Source organism: Pseudooceanicola aquaeponti (assembly GCF_050897975.1).
GTDB lineage: Bacteria > Pseudomonadota > Alphaproteobacteria > Rhodobacterales > Rhodobacteraceae > Pseudooceanicola.
Map to the genome: position 1 here is coordinate 1 of NZ_JBPAXY010000018.1, position 3,499 is coordinate 3,499.

Genomic DNA, 3,499 nt, shown 5'->3' on the forward strand with positions numbered 1-3,499 from the left:
AAAAACCCACGTAAATAAAACTACTTATGGGTTTGCGAGCAATTGGTATTATTCCGCGCATGATCGGGCCTTGTGTTCATACAGATCTGCTCTGCCGGTTCCTCTCTGGTTGTTCTATGGCCTCGGGATTCGTACACCCCGCTTGCGCAGCTCCCTGCATCGATCAGAATCACCGAAGTGTATTTTGATCAATAACCTCTTGGGCAAAAAAGCCCGCAGACAGTCATCCGAACAGACCGCGATTGGAACCAAAGACGCGGCCTGAAACTTTTCCGTCTCTCAGTCAAAACGGCAAGTAGCCGCCAAACCTGGCGGCCACTTTGGATTCGCATTCAGCACATTACACGTGGCTGACGTTACCCGCTTGCGGGGACTTCTTCCTTCAACAAGGCCTGTCGTCCAACCAGAGCGATGATAAGCAAGGTACACACAATTGAGACCGCGAAGTACGGGCTAACCGCGCCAATTGCAAAAATCGTCAGGAGACCTCGCTCCAACGAGCTGAGCTGGGTTTTGATAAAGCCTTCCATTGACGCCGAGACTGCAAGAGCACCAGCAACGGCACCAATAACAGCAAGCGTATTTGCCAACGGACCAAGCTCAAGAACGATGCCGGGGTTCCAGACAAAAGCGAACGGCAGAAGGAAGCCAACAATTGCAAGCCGCACAGCCGAGAATGCGATCTTGAATGGATCGTCATCAGCAATCGCAGACGCTGCGATTGCAGCCACAGCGATTGGCGGCGTCAGAGCAGACAGGATTGCATAGTAGAGCAGGAACATCTGGCTCGGCAGCAGAGGGAAACCCAGCTTGGAAAGAGCGGGGCCGACAAGCACAGCCGCCAGAATATACGCACTCGGAGTCGGCATACCCAAGCCCAGCACAATGGTCACCACAGCAGCAATCACTAGCGTCAACAGCGGCTGCGCATTACTGACCGTCAGGATCACGTTAGCCGATTTCATCCCCAATCCTGTCATAGACAGGCCACCAATAACCAGACCAGCAGCAGCACATGCCCCAGCGACAGGCAAAATTTGCAGGGTGGTTGTGCCAAGGCCTTCCACCATTGCCCACAACGACATCCGCGTTTGCTTGAGGATCATCGACGCAAGGATTGTCACCAGAACACCGACACCTGCGGTGAAGGTCGGCGAATAGCCAAGTATCAGCGCCACAATGATCCCGATAATGGGCAGCAAGAAAACCCAGCCGGTTCTGAACGTTTCCTTCGTCGTCGGGATTTCATCCCGAGAAGGCCGCAGATCGTATTTCACTGCGCGGAAGTGCACCTGGGTAAACACGCCCATATAGTACAGCAACGCAGGAATAAGCGCGGCAAGCACGATCGCATTGTACGAGATACCCGAATACTCTGCCATGATGAAGGCAGCCGAACCCATAATCGGCGGCATGGCACTGCCCCCCGTGGACGCCGCAACTTCAACCGCACCCGCAAACCGGGCCTTATAGCCCAAGCGCTTCATCACCGGGATCGTGATGGACCCCGTGGCCACAACATCCGAGGTTGGGCTACCAGACATGGTTCCATACAGACCCGACGAAATGATGGCGATCTTTGCAGGGCCGCCTCGTGCGCCCCCGGTGACCAGAGCCGCCAGGTTGAAAAAGAAGTCCCCTCCCCCAGCCTTGGCAAGGAAAGTCCCGAACATCACGAACAGGAAGACGTAACTTGCCACAACCTGAAGCGGGACACCGAACAACCCATCTGTGGTGAAGATCAGAATATCGAGCAGATAGCTGAACTCGCTGACGCGATGCCCGAACGGCGGCGGCAGAAGATAGCCAAAAAGGTTGTAAATCAGGAACAGCATCACAACGCCTGTCAGCCCCAAGCCAGTTGTCCGGCGCGTGGCTTCGATGGTCAGGAACAGCAGTGACGACCCAAAGAACAACTGATCCGTCGTGAACTGGTCCAGCAGGCTGATACGGTCCGAAATCTCGCCAGAGCTTACATAGAAGTAAATCCCGCAGGCCAAGCTGAGCGCAGACAACATCCAGTCATAAAATGGAATGCTATCTGGCGCTTTCGCGGTTGCACCAATCGCCAAGAAGAGAATCGTGAAAATCCCGGATACGAACAGGATCCCCTGAATGAGCGGGTCTGCGATAATGAACAGATTAGAGTGAATCACCCATGCCGCGAACGCCGCGGCCAGAACCATGACGACGGTCCGCATGGGTGGCTCTAGCTTCCGACGGCGTCCAGTTTCGGTAAGAGAAGGGAAATTCATGCTGGCACCATTTCCATGTTTGTGAGGTTTGGTCAGCTTTGAGTGCGCAAAATCATCCTACTGCCCGTGATCAGCACGGCCAGAGCACGACAGAGGCACTCTTGCAAACGAATCCGGTGCGCTTTGGTCAGCGCACCGGCATTGTTTTCCGAAGGCTTACTTGAGAAGCCCCAGCTCCATGTAGGCGCGCTTCGCGCCCGGGTGGAACGGCAGCGTTCTCTGCGAAACCAGCAACTCAGTTGAGAGCTGTTTCATTGCGTTATGAACGCCGCGGATTTCATCAATGTTCGAGGCAATGCTCTTGGCCAGCATGTAACCGGTTTCTTCGGGCAAGGCATCAGAGGTGATTACCATCGCGCCAAGTGCCAGCGTGATAACATCGGAAGTCTGGTTCTTATAGTTTCCGGCGGGAATGACGTAGGTCCCGGTGCCAAAACGCTCATTGGTCTTTTCGATGATATCCTGAGGCACGCTCAGCAGAACAACGTCGTTGCCTTCATCAACCTTGCGGAACGACGAGTGCCCAACGAAGATACCGTTGATCACCATATCCGTACGGCCATCGCTGATCAGGTCTGCCTGCTGGGACGAACCGCCACGCACCAGAACGCCGCCATTCGCTTCAATCGTTCCTTCGTCATAGCCTGCTTCTTCCAGCATGAAAGTGGCAATATTGGCCACGATGTTACCTGCGTTGTTGTTCGCCACACGGATTGCAGCGCCCGACTTCGCCAAGTCGTCGATGCTGTCGATGTTATACTCTTCGGCAAGAGACTTCTTGATGAAGAAATGCATCGGGGCCCAGTTGTACATGTACCCGATTGCCTGAAGGTTCTCGATGGGCGCCTTGAACGGCTCATCACCCGCTAGCGCCAGCTTGATTTCTGCATCATGGGCCAGACCCAGATCGGTCCGGTTTGCACCCAGCAGACCGATATTTGCGAAACCGCCACCAGTGGCCTGGTAGGTCACGACACCGCTTGCATCGTCAACCTTCACAGCCCGGTCGATCCCTGCGCCCAGCAGCGACCAAAGACCTGACGGACTCCCCCCGGACAACGTGACGTTGACGCTGTCCGCCATGACGCCGGTCCCGATAACGGAGATGCTCAGCGCCGCAACGGCAGCCTTGATTTGCTTTTTCATGGTTTCCTCCCTGTCATATTATCATAGATTTCTAACTTTAGATATCTATCTTATAGATCATTATTAAAAACCGAACTTTGCGTCAACCATGATCGAAA

2 protein-coding genes are annotated in these 3,499 nt (G+C 54.4%); both read right to left on the reverse strand.

Annotated features, from left to right (window positions below; translation table 11 throughout):
- Positions 1-356: 356 nt before the first annotated feature.
- Positions 357-2,201 carry a TRAP transporter permease gene (locus ACRARE_RS22535; RefSeq protein ID WP_432658562.1) on the reverse strand — a complete coding sequence of 615 codons (1,845 nt, stop codon included), beginning with the start codon at positions 2,199-2,201 and terminating at the stop codon, positions 357-359.
- A gap of 210 nt (positions 2,202-2,411) precedes the next feature.
- A complete protein-coding gene (locus ACRARE_RS22540) occupies positions 2,412-3,401 on the reverse strand; it encodes a TAXI family TRAP transporter solute-binding subunit (RefSeq protein ID WP_008335546.1) in 990 nt (329 codons plus the stop codon).
- Positions 3,402-3,499 lie beyond the last annotated feature (98 nt).

What these genes read in the sequence shown, in the direction of transcription:
- ACRARE_RS22535 (WP_432658562.1), bottom strand. Translation starts at nt 2,201, where the DNA reads ATGCGGACCGTCGTCATGGTTCTGGCCGCGGCGTTCGCGGCATGGGTG.
- ACRARE_RS22540 (WP_008335546.1), bottom strand. Translation starts at nt 3,401, where the DNA reads ATGAAAAAGCAAATCAAGGCTGCCGTTGCGGCGCTGAGCATCTCCGTT.